Source organism: Psychrobacter sp. W2-37-MNA-CIBAN-0211 (assembly GCF_040309405.1).
Classification (GTDB): Bacteria; Pseudomonadota; Gammaproteobacteria; order Pseudomonadales; family Moraxellaceae; genus Psychrobacter; species Psychrobacter glaciei.
The window spans coordinates 25,279-46,366 of the sequence record NZ_JBEOOU010000005.1; the positions used below are offsets into that span (position 1 = coordinate 25,279).

Annotated in this window: 20 protein-coding genes and 2 tRNA genes; 14 read left to right on the forward strand and 8 right to left on the reverse strand. The window is 42.8% G+C overall.

Annotated features, from left to right (window positions below):
- Positions 1 to 76: 76 nt before the first annotated feature.
- Complete coding sequence (locus AAEY72_RS07010) at positions 77 to 478, reverse strand: hypothetical protein (protein WP_352310010.1); 402 nt, start codon at positions 476 to 478, stop codon at positions 77 to 79.
- A gap of 635 nt (positions 479 to 1,113) precedes the next feature.
- On the opposite strand from AAEY72_RS07010, the gene AAEY72_RS07015 reads away from it, so the two are divergent.
- The 10 genes from AAEY72_RS07015 to AAEY72_RS07060 all read left to right on the forward strand — a co-directional run bounded on the left by AAEY72_RS07015 (position 1,114) and on the right by AAEY72_RS07060 (position 11,878).
- Positions 1,114 to 2,154: an ABC transporter substrate-binding protein gene (locus AAEY72_RS07015; protein ID WP_352310011.1), complete on the forward strand. Its 1,041-nt coding sequence runs from the start codon at positions 1,114 to 1,116 to the stop codon at positions 2,152 to 2,154.
- Positions 2,155 to 2,246: 92 nt separating this feature from the next.
- Positions 2,247 to 3,272: an ABC transporter substrate-binding protein gene (locus tag AAEY72_RS07020; RefSeq protein ID WP_194618937.1), complete on the forward strand. Its 1,026-nt coding sequence runs from the start codon at positions 2,247 to 2,249 to the stop codon at positions 3,270 to 3,272.
- Between the two features lie 348 nt (positions 3,273 to 3,620).
- On the forward strand, positions 3,621 to 4,520 hold the full coding sequence (locus AAEY72_RS07025) for an ABC transporter permease (RefSeq protein WP_194618938.1): 900 nt from the start codon (positions 3,621 to 3,623) through the stop codon (positions 4,518 to 4,520).
- A 72-nt stretch (positions 4,521 to 4,592) separates the two neighbouring features.
- On the forward strand, positions 4,593 to 5,387 hold the full coding sequence (locus tag AAEY72_RS07030) for an ABC transporter ATP-binding protein (RefSeq protein ID WP_189580970.1): 795 nt from the start codon (positions 4,593 to 4,595) through the stop codon (positions 5,385 to 5,387).
- A 163-nt stretch (positions 5,388 to 5,550) separates the two neighbouring features.
- Positions 5,551 to 7,893, forward strand: a complete 2,343-nt coding sequence (locus AAEY72_RS07035; RefSeq protein ID WP_352310012.1) for an FdhF/YdeP family oxidoreductase — start codon at positions 5,551 to 5,553, stop codon at positions 7,891 to 7,893.
- 63 nt (positions 7,894 to 7,956) lie between these two features.
- Entirely contained in the window at positions 7,957 to 8,940 is a 984-nt protein-coding gene (locus AAEY72_RS07040; RefSeq protein WP_352310013.1) for a formate dehydrogenase accessory sulfurtransferase FdhD, read from the forward strand.
- Positions 8,941 to 9,534: 594 nt separating this feature from the next.
- On the forward strand, positions 9,535 to 11,184 hold the full coding sequence (locus AAEY72_RS07045; protein ID WP_352310097.1) for a sodium:solute symporter family protein: 1,650 nt from the start codon (positions 9,535 to 9,537) through the stop codon (positions 11,182 to 11,184).
- A gap of 84 nt (positions 11,185 to 11,268) precedes the next feature.
- On the forward strand, positions 11,269 to 11,403 hold the full coding sequence (locus AAEY72_RS07050; RefSeq protein ID WP_210539970.1) for a putative transporter small subunit: 135 nt from the start codon (positions 11,269 to 11,271) through the stop codon (positions 11,401 to 11,403).
- A 190-nt stretch (positions 11,404 to 11,593) separates the two neighbouring features.
- Positions 11,594 to 11,667, forward strand: a tRNA-Cys gene (locus tag AAEY72_RS07055).
- A 124-nt stretch (positions 11,668 to 11,791) separates the two neighbouring features.
- Positions 11,792 to 11,878: transfer RNA gene (locus AAEY72_RS07060), tRNA-Leu, on the forward strand.
- 612 nt (positions 11,879 to 12,490) lie between these two features.
- On the opposite strand, the gene AAEY72_RS07065 is transcribed toward AAEY72_RS07060, so the two are convergent.
- From AAEY72_RS07065 to AAEY72_RS07080, 4 genes are all read right to left on the reverse strand, one after another.
- The gene (locus AAEY72_RS07065) at positions 12,491 to 12,844 is read right to left on the reverse strand and encodes a DUF4298 domain-containing protein (protein WP_352310014.1); all 354 of its coding nucleotides are present in this window, start codon (positions 12,842 to 12,844) and stop codon (positions 12,491 to 12,493) included.
- Positions 12,845 to 12,885: 41 nt separating this feature from the next.
- A complete protein-coding gene (locus tag AAEY72_RS07070; protein ID WP_352310015.1) occupies positions 12,886 to 13,494 on the reverse strand; it encodes a nitroreductase family protein in 609 nt (202 codons plus the stop codon).
- 62 nt (positions 13,495 to 13,556) lie between these two features.
- A complete protein-coding gene (locus AAEY72_RS07075) occupies positions 13,557 to 14,495 on the reverse strand; it encodes a pirin family protein (protein WP_352310016.1) in 939 nt (312 codons plus the stop codon).
- Positions 14,496 to 14,550: 55 nt separating this feature from the next.
- Entirely contained in the window at positions 14,551 to 15,264 is a 714-nt protein-coding gene (locus tag AAEY72_RS07080) for a pirin family protein (protein WP_352310017.1), read from the reverse strand.
- 293 nt (positions 15,265 to 15,557) lie between these two features.
- Here AAEY72_RS07080 and AAEY72_RS07085 point away from each other — a divergent pair, with 293 nt between their 5' ends.
- A complete protein-coding gene (locus tag AAEY72_RS07085; protein ID WP_352310018.1) occupies positions 15,558 to 15,884 on the forward strand; it encodes a GNAT family N-acetyltransferase in 327 nt (108 codons plus the stop codon).
- Positions 15,885 to 16,201: 317 nt separating this feature from the next.
- On the opposite strand, the gene AAEY72_RS07090 is transcribed toward AAEY72_RS07085, so the two are convergent.
- Genes AAEY72_RS07090 through AAEY72_RS07100 form a run of 3 tightly spaced genes read right to left on the reverse strand, consistent with a single transcriptional unit; the run spans position 16,202 to position 17,961 of the window.
- Positions 16,202 to 16,906: a YoaK family protein gene (locus AAEY72_RS07090; protein WP_352310098.1), complete on the reverse strand. Its 705-nt coding sequence runs from the start codon at positions 16,904 to 16,906 to the stop codon at positions 16,202 to 16,204.
- Between the two features lie 58 nt (positions 16,907 to 16,964).
- Positions 16,965 to 17,519 (reverse strand): NADPH-dependent FMN reductase, encoded by a 555-nt coding sequence (locus tag AAEY72_RS07095; protein WP_352310019.1) that lies wholly within the window; start codon positions 17,517 to 17,519, stop codon positions 16,965 to 16,967.
- A 49-nt stretch (positions 17,520 to 17,568) separates the two neighbouring features.
- Positions 17,569 to 17,961, reverse strand: coding sequence for a DoxX family protein (locus AAEY72_RS07100; RefSeq protein WP_352310020.1), 393 nt, complete (start codon positions 17,959 to 17,961; stop codon positions 17,569 to 17,571).
- Between the two features lie 148 nt (positions 17,962 to 18,109).
- Between AAEY72_RS07100 and AAEY72_RS07105 the strand changes: the two genes are divergently transcribed.
- The 3 genes from AAEY72_RS07105 to AAEY72_RS07115 all read left to right on the forward strand — a co-directional run bounded on the left by AAEY72_RS07105 (position 18,110) and on the right by AAEY72_RS07115 (position 21,065).
- Entirely contained in the window at positions 18,110 to 19,015 is a 906-nt protein-coding gene (locus AAEY72_RS07105) for a LysR family transcriptional regulator (protein WP_352310021.1), read from the forward strand.
- Positions 19,016 to 19,122: 107 nt separating this feature from the next.
- A complete protein-coding gene (locus AAEY72_RS07110) occupies positions 19,123 to 20,262 on the forward strand; it encodes an MBL fold metallo-hydrolase (protein ID WP_352310022.1) in 1,140 nt (379 codons plus the stop codon).
- Positions 20,262 to 21,065, forward strand: a complete 804-nt coding sequence (locus AAEY72_RS07115; protein ID WP_352310023.1) for an SDR family NAD(P)-dependent oxidoreductase — start codon at positions 20,262 to 20,264, stop codon at positions 21,063 to 21,065. The genes AAEY72_RS07110 and AAEY72_RS07115 overlap by 1 nt, the downstream gene beginning before the upstream one ends.
- Positions 21,066 to 21,088 lie beyond the last annotated feature (23 nt).

Below are 21,088 nucleotides of genomic sequence, written 5' to 3' on the forward strand. Positions count from 1 at the left end.
AAAAAATAAAAAAGATGCCCTAGAGGCATCTTTTTTATGGTTGATTTATAAAATGGTTAAAAACCGAATCTTATATTTATCTGGTTAAAACATCGATGATCTGCAACGTATCATTAATCACCGTCACAATATTATTTTCTGGGGTGCGAAGACGGACGTAACGGTCATCATAACGGTCTAAAACGACAGAACGATCATAATCTCTTCTATCAATATTGCCGACTACTCTGTAACCATATTTATCGAGATCACGCTTAAATGAGGCATTCGAGCTAGCATTGCGATAAGCGTTGATATTTGGTTGAGCATTGCCACTATGCTTGTAATCTTTACTAATATGAGCAGAGTTACCCTTGGCGTTTCCGTGCCCATTACCGTTACCATTTCCATGATTGTCTTTTGCCATAGCAGGCAAGCCAATCAATGAAGTAGCCGTGATACCGGCAATGGCTAATAATTTAAAATTAGCAGTGTTCATATTGTTATCCTTAAAATATTCATTCGAAAAAACTTAAGGAGATATTAGAGTGTGCTGTACATTCACCACGCCAGCATAGTAATGGAATGGAATGGTAAAAATTTTAGACTCACAATAATTCTCGTATCAAAATTAGCTTACGTTAATTATAAAGCGAGTTCGTAATAGGTGCGTTGCTAGCTTGTAGGCTTTTTAATTGTAATTCTATAGTTTATCCATTTTAAAACGGATACAGTGCTGCTGCGATAAATTTTTTGCAGCCTCTGTCACGCTTGCGAACAGCACGCAAGAGAAATTTACCGCAACAGCACGTGGCTATTAAAGTATCGACTTTATTTCGAACTGACTATATCGAACGGAAAAATGTCCTTAGTGGTATCTTTTTTTATAGCAGTCTCCAAAATGTCAAAAAAAAGTTATGATTTTCGCTCTATTTATCACCATAACAAACGCAAATTAATTTTTTATTGCGATAAGTTACATTGCTGTCATAATATAGCCATCATGATCAAGGAATCGATCACCTCAATGTTAGCCTACTATCGCAGAATTGACATCACAGAACTGATATTACAGAACTGATACTGCTGTCATTCGGCTGACCTGCACTCTCTAACCTATGAGCCAGACTAATAATGACCATTGCTTCTACTCTACGCCTAAGCCTATGCAGCATTGCCATCAGTACGCTCGGCCTAATCGGCTGCTCAAACGCTGACGATACGGCAACCACTGATAACACGACAACGACAGATAAACCAGCCAAAACGCTGGCCATCACGCAGATTGTTGAGCATCCATCGCTAGATGATATGCGCCGCGGCATCATTGATGAACTAGCAGATAATGGTTATATCGAAGGCCAGAATCTGACTATTAACTTCCAAAGTGCGCAAGGTAACACGGCAACTGCTGGACAAATCGCCAAGCAGTTCGCAGGAGACAATCCAGATGCTATCGTGGCTATCTCTACCCCGTCAGCACAATCGGTTGTGGCATCCACCACAAGCGTGCCAATTGTATATACCGCGGTTTCAGACCCACTTGCAGCCAAGCTCATCAATGCAGATGGCACCCCGTTTCAAGATAACTTGACCGGACTGTCAAGCCAGTTGCCATTAGAGCCACAAATTGACTTATTACAACAAATCAATCCCAACGCCAAAACCATCGGTTATGTGTATAGCCCTGGTGAAGCCAACTCGGTAGCACTGCGTGATAGGCTCAAAGAAATCTTGCCAACGCGTGGATTGTCTATACTTGACATACCTGCCAACCGTCCAACTGATATTGGTATGGCAACGCGCAGTCTACAAGGACGCGCTGATATCATCTATACCTCAATGGACAATAACGTAGCGTCTGCTTTTGAAGCCATGACACAAGCGGCAAATGAGTTAAAAATGCCGATTGTGGCCTCTGATGAGTTTAGTGTACAACGCGGGGCGACGGCTGCTTTAGGCGTTAATGACTATGACTTTGGTCGCAAGACCGGCAAAATGGTTTATAGAATTTTAAATGGCGAGGCTGTCAGCACCATCAAGCCTGAGATCATGAATGACTTAACTTTATATGTCAGTCCGAAGCATGCCAAAGCACAAGGCGTTAGCCTATCAGCAGAGATGATGAAAAACGCAGTCAACGTTGATACCAAAGCAAAAACCGATAACAGGTAGTCAGTAATAAGAGCATTAACCAGCAGTAAACGCCTAATAAGTACGTTAATTATTTATGTATGGACACATTATTATTTTTAGGAGTAACACCCATGTTGTATCAGAATCGTTTTGCTAAAGCCTTACTATGGGGCGGTGTTTGTACCGCTATTTTGACCGGTTGTAGCCAGTCAGCAGAAGACACCACAGCTAATGATGGCGCCGCCACTGGCGATGCGGCAACCGCTATGAAAACGGTTGCCATTACGGCGATCGTTGAGCATCCAGCCCTTGATGACGTGCGTAAAGGCGTGATTGAAGAACTCGCGGAAGCAGGCTTTACAGAAGGTGAAAACTTAACTGTTAATTTCCAGAGCGCACAGGGTAACACGGCAACTGCTGGGCAGATTGCCAAGCAATTTGTTGCAGACAATTCAGACGTTATCGTTGCCATTGGTACGCCATCAGCGCAGTCGGTTGCGGCAGCTACCAGCACTATTCCTTTGGTATTCTCTGCGGTGACTGACCCAGTAGAAGCCAAACTGGTATCAAAGCTTGACGGTTCTGGCACCAACGTGACTGGCGGTTCTGATGCGCTCCCTTATGAGCCACAAATTGAATTGATGCGCCAAATTATTCCGAGCTTAAAAAATGTAGGTTATGTTTATAGCCCAGGTGAAGTGAACTCTACTATTATCCTAAAAAATCTAAAAGAAAAACTGACACCAATGGGCATCACCGTACACGAAGCGCCTGCTCAGCGCAGTACGGATATTGCCATGGCAGCACGTAGCTTGGCTGGCAAGGTTGATATGATTTATACGTCAACCGATAATAACGTGGTCTCTGCTTACGAGTCGCTGTTCCAAGTCGCCAAAGAAAGCAAAATCCCACTGGTTGCCTCAGACACTAGCTCTGTTGCACGTGGTGCCATTGCTGCATTAGGCGTTGACTATTATGCCCTTGGCCGCGAAACTGGTAAAATTGTGGTGCGTATTTTGAATGGCGAAAAAGCAGGTGATATCCCTGTTTATACCCCTCAAGCACTTGATTTATATGTCAGTCCAAAAAATGCTAAAGCGGAAGGCATTACATTGCCACAAGCCGTTATTGATAAAGCAAAAGAAGTGGTAGAATAGCGTCCTCTGAATATAAGCATCGAGTCAAACGATGATATTAATGATAGATTGTCGTTTGTGTTTACTGCTATTATTTCAGTGTAAAAATAACCCAGCTACTGCTATATGAGCTGGGTTATTTTTAATGTGATATAAGTATAAAAACCGAATTTCGAACCAAGGTATTTTATGCTCATTCCTCATAGGAAGATGTTTTGGTTTACCCTAACCGCAGATTGCTTAATCTGTTAAATTCACCGCTTAGCCGTTTAGATTACTCTAGATTATAGAAAGCATTATTCATTGCTGCTTGCCTGTTTATCTATGATAATAATCGCTAAACGCTTGATTATGACTTACTGATACCTTATGTCTTTAATTGCTTTTTTTGGTGCACTTGAAAGTGGTCTGATTTACGGCCTCGTCGCACTTGGCGTACTTATCTCATTTCGTACTCTCGACTTTCCCGACTTAACGGCAGACGGTAGTTTTCCATTAGGGGGCGCAGTCGCTGGTATCTCTATCGTTGCTGGTGTCAATCCTTGGCTGGCATGTGCCTTTGGTATGCTGGCCGGCTCGGTCGCTGGTATTGTCACCGCATGGCTGCATGTAAAGCTTGGTATATTGCAGTTATTGGCCAGTATTTTGGTCATGGTGGCACTATATTCAGTCAACCTACGTATTATGGGCGCACCAAATTTGCCGCTACTGGGTGAAACTACCGTATTCAGTACGCTAGTCACCGATGGTAATGGCTACTGGATGCGCTGCTTAATTATTGGCGTGGTCGTTATCGCTGCAAAGTTGTTGCTGGATTGGTTTTATAATACCGAAACTGGACTGTCCATGCGTGCAACTGGCTCTAACTTGCGCATGGCACAAGCACAAGGTATCAATACTTCATGGATGACCATCATCGGTATGGCCGTGTCTAATGGTTTGATTGCCCTTGCAGGGGCGCTATTCGTCCAGACTCAGGGCGGCGCGGATATCTCTATTGGTATTGGTACGATTGTTATTGGTTTAGCAGCCGTCATCATCGGTGAAACAATTATTCCTGCCAAACGCATTTGGTTGATTACCGTTGCCGTGATTATTGGTGCCATCCTTTATAAACTATTTATTCAAGTGGCATTATCAAGCGACACATTGCGTAGTATTGGCTTTGGCCCGCAAGATTTGAACTTGATTACTGCCCTGCTGGTGGTGTTCGCATTGGTGTTACCAAAAGCCAAAACCAAGTTTTTGAGCCGTAAAGTACGGGCTTAATATCAAACGACTAAAGCAGTGATAGGCGATAACCATCCGCCAAGCTTGACGCAAATATAAGGAATAACGATTATGATGCAAGCCACAGATTTGCGGTTGACCTTCAATCCCGGCACACCCATCGAAAACCCTGCCCTGCGTGGTATTAATTTGAACATCGCTGACGGTGAATTTGTCACCGTTATCGGTACCAATGGCGCAGGTAAATCAACTTTTTTAAATGCAGTAAGTGGTACTACGCGCGTCGATAGCGGTTCAATCTTATTAAATGGCATCGATGTTACCAAAAAAACGGCTCATCAGCGCGCCCATTGGGTTGCTCGCGTCTTTCAAGACCCGATGGCTGGTACGTGTGAAGCATTAACCATTGAAGAAAACATGGCGTTGGCCTATAAGCGCGGTGGTAAACGCGGTTTGAGTTTTGCATTAAACCCAAATAACCGTGAGCTTTTTCGAGAAAAGCTGGCTGTGCTTAAGCTTGGATTAGAGAATCGTCTAACGGATCGTATGGGGCTATTATCTGGTGGCCAACGCCAAGCGGTAAGCTTGCTCATGGCCTCTTTACAGCCATCCAAGATACTTTTGCTTGATGAGCATACTGCCGCCCTTGACCCTAAGACAGCCGCCTTTGTGTTAGAGCTGACCGATAAAATCGTCACTGATAATAAACTGACCACCATGATGGTCACGCACTCGATGCAGCAAGCCTTGGCACATGGCACCAGAACTGTCATGCTACATCAAGGACAAGTGGTGCTAGATGTGGCAGGAGATAAGCGTCAAGGCATGACGGTGCATGATTTGCTCGATATGTTTGAGCAAACGCGCGGTGAGAAAGTGGAAGATGATAGCTTGATTTTAAGTTAAAAAATTCAGTTAAATAAATCCGAGCTGAAAAATAGAAAACGCCTGTCCCATAGCAGGCGTTTTTTGTTATCTATAGTTAATGCTTGTACAAACTTTTCATTAGTCACTATATAGTTGTTATATATCAGTACCCACTTATCATTATTTATCTATGAGGTCTGTCATGCGCAAAATTCCTGTTTATACTCACCCTGCTGCTGGTTGGCCTGCTCTAATTTCCTCCACTCGTAAACTGATGGACTATCAAACTTTTTTGCGTGGCAGTGTCAGCGTATTCAAAAGCAACCAACCTCAAGGCGGCTTTGATTGTCCGGGTTGCGCATGGCCTGATCATAAATCGCATAAAATGCTTGATGTCTGTGAAAATGGTATCAAAGTGCTGGCAAGTGAAACAATGACCACAAAGGCAGACGCTAAATTCTTTTTAGACCATACTGTCACTGAGCTACAGAAATGGTCGGGCTACGAGCTTGAACATATTGGTCGCCTATCAGAACCAGTATATTATGATGCAACGCAAGACCGCTATATAGCGATTTCTTGGCAGGCCGCTTATGAGCATGTCGCTGAGCAGTTGGGACAGCTTAATTCGCCTGACGAAGCATTGTTCTATACTTCAGGTCGTGTCACTAATGAGCCTGCCTTTATGTTTCAGTTATTCGTCCGCTGCTTTGGAACCAATAATCTGCCTGATTGCTCCAATATGTGTCACGAGCCGACCTCTGTGATGCTAGGCAAGCAATTAGGCATCGGTAAAGCGACGGTAAAACTAGAGGATTTTGAACAAGCTAAATTGATACTGATGTTCGGCCAAAATCCAGCAACCAACCATCCCCGTATGCTTGAGATGCTTGCCCACTCTCACGAGCAAGGATGCCAAATCATCTCGATAAATCCTATGCGAGAACAAGGCTTAAGTAAATTTAGAAACCCGCAAAAACCGACACATATGGCAGCAGGACAGAGCAATGACATGGTCGATGAGGTCGTTCAAATTCAAATCGGTGGCGATGCGGCTCTACTGACGGGTCTGGCTAAGTGGCTGATTGAGAATGATAAAATTAATACTGATTTTATTACCACCCATACCTCAGGTTTTGAGCCATTGAAACAATGGTTGACCGAGCAATCATGGGCAGATATTCAGCTTGGTTGCGGCATTTCTCAAGCAGAGATTATTAATCTTGCTAAGCTCGTAGCAGACAGTCCAGCGACTATTTGCACTTGGGGCATGGGCATTACCCAGCATGTGCAGGGCGATGACAATGTCGCTATGATTACCAACTTGCTATTGCTGATGGGCATGATAGGTATTGACGGTGCGGGTGCATCACCTGTGCGAGGTCATTCCAACGTACAAGGCGATCGCACCATGGGTATCCATGAGCGTCCTAAGCAAAGCTTACTTGATAGCTTAGAACGTGTGTTCGAGCACCCAATGCCACAAGACAACGGTCTTGATGTCGTTGCAGGGGCAAAAGCGATGATACAAGGTGATATTAAGGCTTTCTTTAGTATGGGCGGCAACTACTCGGTTGCAGCGCCTGACTCAAATAATATCCAACAGGCATTAACCAAAAACAAGCTTAACGTCTTTGTTGGCACCAAATTAAATGAAACCATGCTGTATCCAGGGGCAAACAATTTGATTCTGCCCTGCTTGGGCCGTACTGAGCGTATCGTTACGACAAAGGGTGAGCAATTTGCCACTATTGAAGACTCTATGTGTCAGATCGTACCCACTCAGGGCACGCTCAAACCCATTAGCAATACGCTAAAATCTGAAGCACAGATAGTCGCCGATATTGCGACCCAGATGTTCGGCTCTGATTCAGCCATTCCTTGGCAAGCGATGGGAGAAGATTTCGACTTGATTCGTGATTATATCGCCCAAGCTATCGAGGGCTTTGATAACTTTAACGTGCGTATCCGTGAGACTGAGCGCGGCTTTCATTTATATCATGCGGCGCGTCATCGTGTATGGAACACTGATAGCGGCAAAGCACAGTTTGAAGTACCAAGGTATCCGATTACTTATGTCGCCAGCCAAATGTCAGAGAAAACGTCCGCGTTTAAAATTGATGCCAAAAATGCCCAAAATACTGCTAATAGCCAAGACAACGGGCAAAAGGTTTGGCAATTGACCAGTGTACGGAGTCATGACCAATTCAACACCATGATATTTGGCTATCAAGACCGTTATCGTCAGACCAATCGCCGTGATGTTTTGTTTATGCATCCTGATGAAATGACAAGATTGGGATGGCAAAAAGGCGACCATGTTATGGTGTCGCGCCAAGACAGCCATGGTGAGCAACGTACATTGGGGCCTTTGGTACTTACCGACATGGATATCGCCGCCAACGCCGTGGCTACCTACTATCCTGAATGTAATGACTTGTTTGATTTGGACACGCATGCTCCAGATTCTCACATTCCCGCCTACAAGTCCGTCACTGTCGTTTTAGAGCGCGTCAATGCAGGCGAACTGGCGGCTTCTGCTTAACGAGCACATGCGAGATGAAAGGTAAGTTATGTTAACAATGATAAAAGGCTGTCAGCATTCATAATGGCTAAATTAAACACTCAAGTGTCAGCCATCGACATGCCTGAAGCGACGGCAGAATCTACTGTGACACCATTATCGCGCGCACATTTAGTGCAAAAACATTATTATGCACCTACAGAATCTGGCGGTAGCCAGCAAGCGTACATTGAAGATCAATCGGCAAATTTGGTAGTAGAAGCAGCGATTTCTATTATCATTAACGGCATTCATTATGCAGTATTGATGGCAAGCCCTTATCAGCTAGAATATTTAGCGATAGGCTTTTTGTTCAGTGAAGGTTTGATTCAACACAGCCATGACTTATTAGATTGGGAAGTCACCCAGCTGACAGACGTTGCAAGCTATCAAAGATTTACTCAACACTCAGATGAAGGCGATACGGCTGGTTCCTTTGGGCAAACTTTAGCACAGTTGCAGGACTACGATATTTATGTGGTGGAACTGACCTTAAATCAGCGCAGTCATCAGCGCATCCAAGCCCAACGGCGGCAGCTGGCAGGGCGTACAGGATGCGGTATGTGCGGTATCACGGGCTTAACACAAGCGCTGCCCAACTTAAGTATTTATCGCCGAGACAAGAACAGAATAAAAGTAGACACCCCAAGCCTTAATGACCTATTAGAAATACGACAAAAAGTCGATACCATGCAACATACCCATCAACTGACAGGCGCTGTCCATGCAGCGGCAACTATGCAAGGACAACACTTGCACCTCTTTGAAGATGTCGGCCGTCATAATGCCCTCGACAAGCTCATTGGTTGGCAGCTGCAGCACAAGGCAGATATCGAATGCGTGGTCATGACCTCGCGCCTATCGATTGAGCTGGTACAAAAGTCTATTCGAAGTCACATACCTTGGCTGGTCGGCATGTCTGCACCTACCAGTACTGCCGTGCGTGTTGCTGAGCGCTATGGCTTAGGATTGGCTGGATTTTTACGTGATAGCAGAGTCACTTACTATTCAAATTATTCCAATGGATAAAGTTTGAGGTTAACGACGTAATAGGTTACCCTAACCTCACGAACATGTTACATACACTTAACAGACCTGTAGTTTTATTTATTAATGCTAAGTTCATTGTGCTGATTATGCACACAGTATTGGATTTGGTATTTAAATTACAGGTGATGCATCAATGTGATAGTTGAGTAAAAATCTCTTAACTATTGCTTATTACAGCTGATAAGGCTGTCTAAATCGAGTTCAAGTCATGTAATCATGGCTTAGTGCTTATTCGTAATTCCGCTATATACGCTCATCACATGAGCTTTTTTAGCACTCAGCTACCTTTGTGTATGCCTATTTATAGCGTCATGGTTTATCCATTAACTGACGCCTATCGAGAGTAGCCCCTATCATTTTGATTTAACACGATGTGTGACATCAAAACTAGGGCACGACACTTAGCACTTGCTTAACATTACAGTTGCTATTTTTGCTGTTTATATTAGCCACATACATTTGGTATGAGGGCTTTTTAGACTATGTCGTATGCTAAATAGTTTGGAATAGATAGTTTTACTAAACCTTATTTACTTAAAACAATTGCGAGGTATGAGTTTGAAAACTGAGTCATTGTTTCAATTTTCGGCGCTCACCATTATTTTATTATTGGTGGCGTTTTATGGTGGTACATATCTGCTGTCTTTATTAATTAAAAAAGACAAAGAGACAACTTCCGGCTTTATGGTCGCAGGCCACAATGTGGGCTTTGGGATGGGCGCGGCAAGTATGACCGCGACCTGGATTTGGGCGGCCTCATTTTACGCTGCCGCCACCTCTGGCTATAAGTATGGCGTCTCTGGACCGATACATTACGGCTTTTGGGGTGCATTGATGATTTTGTTCATCTACCCTTTCGGTATGCGCTTTCGTGAATTGGCGCCAGACGGCCATACACTCGGTGAGCTTATCCATGCCCGCCACGGTTCATCAAGCCAATTAATCTTAGCCATATCCAATATTATGGGCAGTTTAATTAGCTTGATGGTCAACTTTACCGCTGCTGGGGCATTGGTGTCAGTACTGTCGCCATTATCGTTCCAGACAGGGGTGATTATCGCGGGTGTCGGGGTATTGAGCTATACCTTAACCTCAGGGTTTCGCGCCTCAGTCTTTACTGATTTTGCCCAATTGGTCGCTTTGATGGCGATTGGTGTCATCATCATTCCAGCGGTGCTATTCTCCATGGGAGGTCCTGCAGTGATGGTCAGCGGACTATCGAACTTGACCTTAGAGCAGCAAGATTTCTTTTCTTCTGAGGCATTCTTTCAGCAAGGAGCGCCGTATTTTGTCGCGGTATTGGCCTACGCTATCGGTAACCAAACCATTACTCAGCGCTTATTTGCGATTGATAAAACCAAGATTAAGGCGACATTTATTACCGCCACAGTCGGCTATGCGGGTATCGTCATTGGGCTTGGTATGATTGGCTTGATGGCCTTGACCATTGGTATCGAACCACTCGATGGCAATATGAACAACCTGATCCCTCAAATGGTCAGCACTTATCTGCATCCCGTCTTCATCGCATTATTCTTCATCTTAGTGATTGGCTCGTTGTCCTCGACCGCTGACTCGGATTTATCGGCGCTATCAACTATTATGATGGCTGATGTCTACGGTAAAAATATCGCCAAAAAAGGTCAGGTTAAACCTAAAACCATGATGCTCGTCGGTCGTGGCACGATGATTGTCGCGACGGCAGCGGGACTTATCTTTGCCAGCTTCAAGCTTGATATTTTAGTAATGCTGGTATTCGTTGGTGCCTTATGGGGTGCGATTGTTTTCCCTGTGATCGCCAGTGTATTCTGGAATCGTGTCACTAATGCCGCCTTTACTTCAGCAGTGATTGTCGGGCTCCTATTATTCTGTGTGGCGCGTTTTGAGTTGATACCTATCGTTGGCATCACTGCCCTATTCTTTGAAATCTTAGCCAGCGTTGGTGGTGCAGTTGTCATCGGTCTGATGGTATTTGGTTTCTTAGGTCGTAAGATCGGCATGGGAGCGGCTGCTATTACGCTGGTGCTGATGTTAATCTTTGCCACTGGGTTCCTACGTCAGTACATGATTTTACTCGCTTCACTGACCGCTTACGGTGCCAGTACTATCGTTTGTGTGATCGTCAGTCTCATGGGCGATGAGCATTTCGACTTTGAGTTGATTAAGCAGCGCGTAGGCAATTACGATAAAAAAACTGAAATACCCTCATCACCTAAATCTTAAATCAAAATCGTTTTATCCAAGTAGTGATTAGTTAGCAGTATATGGCTAATCGCTATTTACTTAGAAATATTATAAGGAGATATCATGGACAACGTTTTTATCTACGGCTTATATATTTTAATTTGGCCCGCCATTACTCTTGGGGTACTGGTATTGATTTGCACCGCCACCTATCGCGATATCAAAAAGGCCAAACGTGACAACAGGGATATTGTTTAACGTACCCTAGCTATTACATTTTTAACGATCATCGCTAAATATTCGTTTATTAATGACTTAACAAAGCCTATTAACAGCATAAATGCCCCTAAACTGGGATTAAGTGCAGGCAAGATAGTAAATAACCTGCTTTTAACTAAAAAATGACTTGTAATTTACTATATTTTTGCTAATATAGGCCACCTTGATTGGCTGGATGGCAGAGTGGTCATGCAGCGGACTGCAACTCCGTTAACGCCGGTTCGATTCCGACTCCAGCCTCCAATTATTTATTAACTTTACGTTAATTTTGGCTTGCATTATTATCACAACCGATTATAATAGCGACCACTTATCTAGTAACTAGATGGTCTATCAGCTAGCTTACGTTAAAGATAAAACAAGTTTTGCCCGGGTGGTGAAATTGGTAGACACAAGGGATTTAAAATCCCTCGCTAGCAATAGCGTGCCGGTTCAAGTCCGGCTCCGGGTACCATTATAATAGTCCTATACTATCTTATAGAACAGCTAAAGCCCCTGATATCAGGGGCTTTGTTGTATCTGGCGTTCCATACTGTCCTGCTCTATCTACCCCAATCCATGCATCTGATGTACACTAGTTTTTAAATGTACATTGGGGTGTCAGTTATGGAAGCACGTAAACCTATCAGCTCCGACCGTAGCATCAGCAGTCATAAAGCCTGAAGATAAGAAGTACTTCGTTCCTGTCAAAAACTATCCTAAGCTATTTTCAACGGTACGTCCTATTAAAACGAAGCAATGGTGCCCGTAGAGATTACTTCGACGATTCATGCGCAGCTTCATTCCATCACAATCAGCGACTGAATCAGCAAATTTTTATTGTGTATTCCCTGATTTAAGTGAAACAGCCCGCCCCTTGGTTTAAGTCTATAGTCAATTCAGAGGAAAATCGATACATTGCTAGTTAGGTGGGACTGGTATAAATTTTCCTTGCTTGCTGCTATCACAGAAGCTACGAAAAACTCATCCCAGCCGCACTGTATCTGTTTGAAAGTGAATCCACTGTAATGTAGTACGCAATCGATAGTGTTTTAGATTTCAACACGCGCTAATAGGACTTCTAGAATCAACGGTCTATGACATCTAGTCCTAGTCTCATCCAGCGAATTGCCTGTTCTTGATGATCGGTTAACGCACTCCACAAAGCGTCTTCACTGATGATGGAATACATATTATCTGCACACTCAATCATCACGTTGCTTTCATGATCTTTTCTCCACTGCTCGCTTTGGTAGTAAGTTTGCAGCTCAGATAATAATGTATTGGCTTCTACCCATTTTTCTTGAGCACCTTGTATCTGCTCATGTAACTCATGCCAACGTTCATACTTTTTTTGCAGCGCTTGAGCATCAAAAATATCCATTATATTACTCCAGTTTATAATTATAAAAAAACCAATGAAGCCGCTATGAACAATCATAGTGGCTTCATTGGTTACACGGTCTTTAATGCTAAAAACTATTAACCGAATACTTTCATACGTTCTTCAACAGGCTTGAACGCTTTATCACCTGCTGGCTGCTCAATCGCACCAAATACCATCTGTGCATTGAGCTCCCAATCTTCAGAAACATTCCATTCTTCAGCGACTTTTTGATCAATGACTGGATTATAGTGCTGTAGGTTTGCACCGATATCTAAACTAGCCAATGCCGTCCAAATCACATACTGATGCATCGCGCTGGTTTGATGCGACCAAATTGGGAATTTATCAGCATACAAAGGAGCAGCTTCTTGCATACTTCTTACGACACCTTTGTCTTCAAAAAACAAGACGGTTCCCGCACCTGCTCTAAAGCCAGCGATTTTGTCTTTCGTTCCTTTAAATTTCTCTTCATCACCAACGATAGCTTTTAGTGTCTCTTCGGTTATATCCCAAAGCTTGTTGTGATCGTCACCAAACAACACAACAATACGAGCTGACTGTGAGTTGAACGCTGATGGCGTGTGCAACATAGCATGTTCAACCAATTTTACTACTTCATCATTTGATACTGGCAATTGATTACTTAGTGCGTAGATTGAACGGCGTTTCTCAGCTAATTGCTGTAAATCTTGTAAATTTGACATGATTTTCTCCAGTGGTTTTCTATGAGTTAAGGTTAAATATAAGGTATCAAAACAGATAATAATTAGCCTTTGAAACCTTTAGGTAGTTCAGGCGCAGGCAATCGCTTCATATCAGAGTCGACATTACCGAAACGCTCATGGCCATTATTCCAATCAATAATAGATTGCTCAATCTCTGCTTTGTTATCAGCAACGAAGTTCCACCACAGTAGCACTTGGTTGTTAAGCGGTTCGCCGCCGATGAACATGATACGTGTGCCCTTTTTGGCAGCCAGCTTAATACTTTTGTTATTGGCGACATCGCTATCATGAAAACGGAATAACTGATCTTGCTGACAGACATTGCCTTCAGACTCTACTTCTCCTTCTGAAACCAAGATACCGTACTCAAAGCCTGACTCTAGATTCAATGTCGCTTCGCCATCTTGCTTGAAGTACACATCTATACCGACCAGCTTTGAGTATTGGATGGTAGGTGCTTCAAACGTTTCACCCAATACGTTGGTATAACCGCCTGTCGTCAGAACCATCTCTACGTTGCCCTCGCTCCACGTCGGCAGCTCAGGATAGTGATGAAAACTGCGCTCAATTCTTTGATCGGTGGGCAGTGCAATCCATAGCTGCACCATACTGATACCACGTGCTGCATCTTTTGAACCACCCGTATCTGGAAAAACACTTTGTTCAGTATGACTGATACCTTGGTTCAAACCCGTACCTGCGGTCATGACATTGACTTGGTTTTTAGTAATGACTTGCGCGTTACCTAAACTGTCTTTGTGTAGCACTTCGCCATTTAACATCCAGCTAAAAGTTTGCAAATTGGTATGCGGATGGCGACCAACCTGCATACCTGCATCATCTTGGTCAAAATCAGCAGGACCTGCATGATCTAAAAAGCACCACGCGCCAATAGGCTTTTTACCTTTGTTAGGTAATAAACGCGCAATTGGAATACCGCCGACATCAGCCAATCTTGGCTCTAACGTTTGAATACTCATGAACTAACTCCTTTTTTGATATTTTATTTTCACAAATAATGAGCGTAGAAAAGTATTAAAAAGTCATCGGTACTTCCATGATTAATACTTTTGAGTTATTTAGAACGTCCATAGTCATGCTTTTAGTATCCCAGACGCCTAGACCGTCACGTGTATTTAACGTGTTATTGTTAATGGTCACACTACCTTCAATCACGAAAACGTACACGCCATTATTCGCATCATTTAGCGTATAGTTTTGAGTGACTCCTTGCTCAAAGTCACCCATACTGAACCATGCATTTTGATGAATCCAGACACCTGCATCGTCAGCGTTTGGCGATAGCACTTGGTTGAACGTGTTCGGTTGCATGATGTCACCCATGCGTACTTGCTGATAACGAGGCGCTACGTTCATTTTGTTTGGAATGACCCAAATCTGTAAGAACTTTACATCCTCTTTGTCATCGCCATTCATCTCACTATGAGTGATGCCTGTACCAGCTGACATAACTTGGATTTCACCCGTTTCGATAATGCCATTGTTACCAATGTTATCGCCATGACCGAGCTTACCCGCTAGTGGAATACTGATAATTTCCATATCGCGATGTGAGTGCTTACCAAAACCTTGACCACCAATAACAAAATCATCGTTAATGACACGTAGCGCACCAAATCCCATACGTTCTGGATTGTGATAGTTAGCAAAGCTAAAGGTATGTTTACTTTTCAGCCAGCCATGGTTTGCATCGCCACGAGAGTTTGCTGCATGGTAGATAGTTTTCATAATTTATCCTTAGTTATTGGGGAGTTAAACATGTCTGAAAATTTACTATTAACGAACTTGTCTAAACAATGGAACAATTATAATTGTTGTTTAAGAAGAGATAAACATAGATAAATATAAATAACTATTCTTATTATTAGAACAATAAAACCATCAATATAGCGTAATATATTTGTGGTAGAACACTATATATTCTAAACAGAGCCAGTAGCATAAATGGCTGCTACGCTTCATATAATGAAAGTACATATAGAATAAGTCTAATCACACTTACGATATAAGGAAGCTTAATCATGTCAGATAAACCATTATTGAATTATGATGTAATAGATAATACAGATCAGAAACGTTTTGAAATTCACGTTGATGGGCATATCGCCTTTGAAGATTATGAATTTTTTACCACCAGTCAAGGTGAAGATGGCATTGCTTATACCCATACTGAGGTGCCCGAAGAGCTTGGCGGGCAAGGTATTGCAGGTTATCTTGCTAAATCAATACTAGACGATGCAGCAGCTAAAAACCTGAGAGTGAAACCTATCTGCCTCTATATCAAAGCCTACATAGACAAGCATCCAGAATATCAAGACAACTCGGTATTTCACAAAGCAACGCCTTAGACAATGTTTATCAGTGACAACCATGCCTAGTCGCTACTAAATAAAATGGATACACGACATTATGATCCGTGACTGGTACAAATTTTTCTTGCTTGCTGTGCCTACGCAGACAGAGGCGACAAAAAAACTATATCCGTCACGCTGACTCTTTTTTATATTGACCTGACTATAGATGACATAAAAAAAATGCCCTATCCGTCAAGATAGGGCTTTTTTATTGTCAAAAGGCAAAGGTTGAGATAGCAAGACACAAGACATCAGTTTTGAAAATCCACACTACTGTATAGCAATGCAAGGCTCCATTACGTTAGAAAATACTAGGCAATACTTTGCAAGAACGCTTTATCACGTGCCATTACTGACAAATACAATACGGGTAATACGAACAATCCGACTGCCCAAAAATTTAGCTGAATATATAAAAGTGCACCCAGTAACGCCCCAACTAGAAAGCTAAAAACCAATGCTGAGCTGTGCGTCAAATTTTTACCGTTATCTGCGGTGCGATTGATTAAATAATCGGTCAGATTAATACCCAGTTGCGTGGTATTACCCGTCATCAATACAGTCGGACTCATATGCTTAATCACCGTTTTGCTGGCTGTATTACGAATGGCCAACGCAATCAGACCTAAGCCCCCTGCTATTGCCACAGTGATGTCCCCTGCATCCACAAAAGGCTGGTAGTAAAGGCCGGCAATCATAAAGGCTATCAGAAAAACAGCTTCTGCTAAAAATAAATGGCTCAGCGTTAGCTGCTTGTTTTTACTATGATCAATAAATATCTTGGTCACCATCACCGTGATAATAAACAATGGTAAAGCGGCAAGCTTAATCCACAGACCTTGCTCACCTTTGACCAATCCACTACCCGCCATCACTAAGTTACCAGTGACATGCGCGGTAAAAAAACCAAACAAGGTGATAAAACCAATAGTATCGATAGCCCCACCCACCACGGTTAACAGTACAGGCGTTTGATAACGCTGCCAAAAACTCGGCGGTTTTGAATGTGGTGACACTGTTTTATCCTCTTTAGTGATATAAATAGCGGTGTTGTCAGGATCGTTAGAGATTAATTTAGTCACCCAATTTCCCTGCAAAGTCTACAAAATCAGCAACGAAGCGTTGTAAGAATTTTTGTGTACGTTCAGTGACACTGCCATCTTCACTTAAACTGTCAGTTGCCCGACTTAAATAAATTTCGGGATCAATCATCATTTGTGCCGAAAGCATTTGCATACTTTTTCTGACATCAAGTCCACTATTGATACCGCCAAAGCTACCTGGTGAGGCCGTCACTACCGCAACTTTCTTGTGTGTCCAAACACTTTCTTTATAAGGACGCGAGGCAATATCTATGACGTTTTTTAAAGCCGCAGGCATTGTACGATTGTGCTCTGGTGTGACGATTAACACTGCATCAGCGTCTTTTAATTGCTGACGTACACGCTCGTAGCTATCAATCGTTGTATCATCATAATCTTGGTTATAAAGCGGCAAATCTGCGATATCCACTTCTTTGATATTCACACGGTCAGGCATCTGCGACACAAGGTATTCTGCAAATTTACGATTGATGGACTCTTTTCGTAAACTCCCAATAATCAATGCAATATTGATGGATGCGCTCATAGCAACTCCTTAATGATGATAAAACCTGATGAGTGAAGTATTTACTATACTAAATTTTATGCGTCTTACTATTATCAATTGAATACGCACCTGCGCCATGGGCAAAAATCATTAAGAAGCCGCCAGCGATAGCAATGTTTTTCATAAATGGATTCATTTGTGATTCATCGATCCAGAATTGATGAAAAAGAAGCGCCGATACGATGTTAAAACCAACAAACAACAAAGCTATCAGGCGCGCTTTAAAACCAATCAAAATGGCGATACCGCCAAATAGCTCAAGCGCAATAACGAAAGGTAAGAGCATTCCAGGTACGCCCATAGATTCCATATAACCTTGGGTAGCAGCGTAACCTGTTATTTTGGTAAAGCCTGAAAAAATAAAGATCATGGATAAAAATAGACGGCCAATTGGCGTGCTTAGCTGTTGTAATTTGTCCATAGTGATGCTCCAGTAATGAGTACGTTTGTTTAAATAGCTTTTATTTGATTAGGAAACACAGTAATTGTAGTCGTTGCTTATAGATAGATAAACCGTGATAATTATAAATGTAAGTTCTTTTTTTAAGAACAGTCAAGGAGTAGCTCAAATGGGACAACTAGAAGATATGGCAATGTTTGTCCGCATTGTCGAAGCAGGGAGCATTACCAAAGCCGCAGAGCAACTGAACATCGCTAAATCAGCTGTAAGCCGTCGACTAAAGGAATTAGAAACACGATTGGGCAGTCAGCTCATTAGCCGCACCACGCGCCAATCGAACTTAACACAAGCAGGTGAGCAGTATTACCAAAAGGTCGGCAACATACTGAGTGAAGTAGACGCGCTCAACGAAGAAACGAGTGGCGCTCCGACTCGTATCGAGGGCACGCTAAAAATGACCGCGCCATTATCGTTTGGCTTGATGCATCTGAATGACGTTATTGATGAATATGCCAATCAACACCCTAATCTAAATTTTGAGTTAGATTTTTCTGATCGACATGTGGATTTGGTCGAAGAAGGATTTGAGCTGGCCATTCGTGTCAGAGAGATGCAAGATTCTAGCTATCAAGCCAAACGCCTCGCACTCATTCGTTATGCATTGTGTGCCAGTCCTGAATATCTGGATAAAATGGGCACACCAAAAACGGTAGAAGAGTTAGCAACGCATAAAATTTTGCAATATGGTCTGAGCAAATCTAGCACGATAGAACTGATAGATAAGGAAGGCAAAAAACATGAGATAGAGGTTAACTCAAAAATAAAAGTCAACAACGGTGATTTTTTGCGTGAGATGGCAGTGAAAGGCCAAGGCATTGCCTTTTTGCCAACCTTTATTACTTATCAAACCTTAGCCAGTGGCGAGCTAGTCCCTATCATGCAGCAGTACCAACTGCCCACACTAAATGCCTATGCGGTCTATCCAAAAAATCGGTTTTTGTCTCAGCGTTGCCGCTACTTAATTGATTTGATCGCTGAGCGTTTCGGTGATGATCCTTATTGGGACAAGGTTTAGTAAGCACTGATTCAACAAACTCGGCAGTATTTTAAAATCGCTATAAACTTAAAAATAATACTGTTAGTATTATTTTAAGATATCCATCAGTCATAAGGAGATGCATTATGGATCTAATATCGCTCGGCATGAAAGCTATTCACGACTTTGATGACGTTCGCCAAAGCCCTTTACCTCAGGAACGCTTAAGCGCAGCACGGAAAAAAGCCAGTGCATTTAGAGAGCGCTTTATGGATGAACCGCAGGTACAATTTTATCAAAGCGCTGATATGGTTAGAGTCCCTTATCCGACTTGGTACGCTTATAGTGGCGTCTACACTCAAAGCACTTATAAATTCCCCTATCTACATATATTAAACCGAATTTTTATCATTCAGTATCATGATTTTTTAGGTGAATTAAAAACCTTATTATTTTCACCATCGGATATCGATGCCGATCGTGAAACGCCTTTTTTTAAACGTTTAACGAATAAAAGGCCTAATTGGTCACCGCTTGAAAATCTAGTCGCCCCAATTACACGTGATGTCACTCAGGCATTGGCAGATATTGGGTTGAAGCCAGCTGATATTGACTATATCAGTTATGACCACCTACATACTCAAGACGTGCGTCAATGGCTTGGAAGTACGGATAGAGCAGCTTACTTTCCTAATGCCAAAATTTTGGTACACGAAAAAGAGTGGCAAAGCGTACAAGGATTATTGCCAGTGCAAGCTGAATGGTATTGTCCTAATGGAATTGAGGGAGTCGATCCAAATAAGGTCATTACCTTTACTAGCAGCCTACATTTGGGTAGAGGCTTAGCCTTGATTCATACGCCAGGTCATACTGAAGGCAACCATTCGTTGGTGGCTAGAGTGCCCGATGGTATCCGTGTAACTTCAGAAAATGGTGTCGGTGCTGATGCTTATGCGCCTATGAACTCCAAAGTTAATGCGATTCGTCGTTATGCCAAAAGCACTAATATGGAAGTGATCCTAAACGGTAATACGTTGGAGGATAGCACCGATCAGTATATTTCTATGGTAATTGAGAAAACCATTGCTGGCCCATCGATCAACCCTGATTTTCCTAACTGTGCTTCGAGTAGCGAGGCTACCCCATTTTGGTTAATTCCTAGCCATAAAGTCAGCCACTTGATTGGTGAAGCCAAATTTGGTTCTCTGCAAAAAAGCACATCAACAACGACTTCTTTAGCAAACCACAATGGACAAAAGAAAGCCAAACAGATGAGGTCAGCTTGATGAGTTACTTTACCAACAAAACAATTTATATTACGGGTGCTGCCTCCGGTATTGGTTTTGAAACTGCAAAACAGCTGATTAAATTGGGCTCAAATTTAGTGCTATTTGACTTGCAACCTCTCAATGACACCTTAACTGCTTTGCAACGCCTGAATACCAATAACGCGTCAATTAGCATCTACAAGCTAGACGTTACCGATGCGGCCATGACCATTCAGCAGGTTGCCATAGCATCAAGTGCTGCTCCTCCTGATATTCTGATGCATTTCGCAGGTATAACGGGTCCTTGGACTTTTGATGATATGAGTCAAGAGCAATTTGAACGCGTCATTAGTATCAACCTATTTGGTACGCGCAATGTATTAGCGGCTGTCCGACCCTTCTTATCGCGTGGCAAACAAGTGATGGTCACAGCTTCGATGGCATCGCTTATAGGCAGCTATGGCTATAGCTCTTACAGCGCGTCAAAATTTGCTGTCTGGGGTATGATGCAATCCATCAGTTACGAGTGGAAACTCGCAGGTATAGACATTACTGTGTTTGCACCACCTCCAATCGACACGCCTCTTACTCAGGCTGAGGTAGGTATAATGGCAAAAGCAGGTGTCGGAATGAAAAAGCTGGCAGGCGAGCTAAAAATTGAGGATGCCGTCGAATCTATGCTCAAAGGCGTAGAAAACAGAGAGTTCCTTGTCGTGCCTGGCGTTATGGCGAATATAATCCGACTGCAACTGCGGTTCTTTCCAGTCAGCTGGGTCAATTGGATAGGTCACAAAACCGTGGCTTTTTCACTAAAAAAATAACATCCTCAAAAAATTTAGGTAAG

What these genes read in the sequence shown, in the direction of transcription:
- AAEY72_RS07105 (WP_352310021.1), top strand. Translation starts at nt 18,110, where the DNA reads ATGGGACAACTAGAAGATATGGCAATGTTTGTCCGCATTGTCGAAGCA.
- AAEY72_RS07075 (WP_352310016.1), bottom strand. Translation starts at nt 14,495, where the DNA reads ATGAGTATTCAAACGTTAGAGCCAAGATTGGCTGATGTCGGCGGTATT.
- AAEY72_RS07040 (WP_352310013.1), top strand. Translation starts at nt 7,957, where the DNA reads ATGGCTAAATTAAACACTCAAGTGTCAGCCATCGACATGCCTGAAGCG.
- AAEY72_RS07010 (WP_352310010.1), bottom strand. Translation starts at nt 478, where the DNA reads ATGAACACTGCTAATTTTAAATTATTAGCCATTGCCGGTATCACGGCT.
- AAEY72_RS07085 (WP_352310018.1), top strand. Translation starts at nt 15,558, where the DNA reads ATGTCAGATAAACCATTATTGAATTATGATGTAATAGATAATACAGAT.
- AAEY72_RS07035 (WP_352310012.1), top strand. Translation starts at nt 5,551, where the DNA reads ATGCGCAAAATTCCTGTTTATACTCACCCTGCTGCTGGTTGGCCTGCT.
- AAEY72_RS07095 (WP_352310019.1), bottom strand. Translation starts at nt 17,519, where the DNA reads ATGAGCGCATCCATCAATATTGCATTGATTATTGGGAGTTTACGAAAA.
- AAEY72_RS07030 (WP_189580970.1), top strand. Translation starts at nt 4,593, where the DNA reads ATGATGCAAGCCACAGATTTGCGGTTGACCTTCAATCCCGGCACACCC.
- AAEY72_RS07025 (WP_194618938.1), top strand. Translation starts at nt 3,621, where the DNA reads ATGTCTTTAATTGCTTTTTTTGGTGCACTTGAAAGTGGTCTGATTTAC.
- AAEY72_RS07015 (WP_352310011.1), top strand. Translation starts at nt 1,114, where the DNA reads ATGACCATTGCTTCTACTCTACGCCTAAGCCTATGCAGCATTGCCATC.
- AAEY72_RS07020 (WP_194618937.1), top strand. Translation starts at nt 2,247, where the DNA reads ATGTTGTATCAGAATCGTTTTGCTAAAGCCTTACTATGGGGCGGTGTT.
- AAEY72_RS07070 (WP_352310015.1), bottom strand. Translation starts at nt 13,494, where the DNA reads ATGTCAAATTTACAAGATTTACAGCAATTAGCTGAGAAACGCCGTTCA.
- AAEY72_RS07050 (WP_210539970.1), top strand. Translation starts at nt 11,269, where the DNA reads ATGGACAACGTTTTTATCTACGGCTTATATATTTTAATTTGGCCCGCC.
- AAEY72_RS07100 (WP_352310020.1), bottom strand. Translation starts at nt 17,961, where the DNA reads ATGGACAAATTACAACAGCTAAGCACGCCAATTGGCCGTCTATTTTTA.
- AAEY72_RS07115 (WP_352310023.1), top strand. Translation starts at nt 20,262, where the DNA reads ATGAGTTACTTTACCAACAAAACAATTTATATTACGGGTGCTGCCTCC.
- AAEY72_RS07065 (WP_352310014.1), bottom strand. Translation starts at nt 12,844, where the DNA reads ATGATTGTTCATAGCGGCTTCATTGGTTTTTTTATAATTATAAACTGG.
- AAEY72_RS07110 (WP_352310022.1), top strand. Translation starts at nt 19,123, where the DNA reads ATGGATCTAATATCGCTCGGCATGAAAGCTATTCACGACTTTGATGAC.
- AAEY72_RS07080 (WP_352310017.1), bottom strand. Translation starts at nt 15,264, where the DNA reads ATGAAAACTATCTACCATGCAGCAAACTCTCGTGGCGATGCAAACCAT.